Source organism: Vibrio sp. 378 (genome assembly GCF_033339435.1).
In genome coordinates this window covers 1-592 of the sequence record NZ_JAWOUO010000834.1, presented here as the reverse complement: position 1 = coordinate 592, position 592 = coordinate 1, and the positions used below count along the sequence as shown (strand labels likewise).

The 592-nt window shown below is 44.8% G+C and carries 1 protein-coding gene; it reads right to left on the bottom strand.

Annotation, left to right across the window (positions count from 1 at the left end):
• Nucleotides 1-592: thiol:disulfide interchange protein DsbA/DsbL (locus R7Q48_RS29120; RefSeq protein ID WP_318133839.1), on the bottom strand; the 592-nt coding region annotated here is incomplete at both ends.

The following is a 592-nucleotide window of genomic DNA, read 5'->3' as shown; positions in this document are numbered from 1 at the left end:
TAGCGTTAGCAGATAGTTCACCAATTCGCTGTACTCGGCATAGCTACGGACTTCATTAGGAATAACGATGTACTTGTTATTCACAACGACGCCAGGAACGCCGGTCAGAGTGCTCTCTTTGAACTGCTTATCGAAACGCTTTTGCATCGAACTAACCGCAAAGCTATTGTACGCCGCGTCAAATTTGTTGCCATCGACACCGTTGTCCGTGAAGACTTTCTTTAACTCCTCTTCGTTTTTCGGTGCTTGGCGCTTTTGATGAATTTGCGCGAACATCGCAGGCACCATTTTATCTTCAACACCCAGGGATACCATGGTTGCGTAAGATTTTGCCATTGGCACTGCCATGTCTGCGCCCATAAACGCCACGTGCACTTTTTCAAAGCGTGCTTCTTTTGGCAAAGCCGGTTTTAAGTTTTCAATCACAGATTCAAACTTATAACAGTGTGGGCAGTAAAACGAAAAAAACTCTGTAACGGTTGGTTTAGTCGCTTTCTCAACGTCCAACACTTTGTAGTGTTTACCTTCTTCAAATTGAGCAGCGTGAGCGCTGAAAGCCAGTAAAAGTGTGCTGCATAGTGCAAGTAATTTC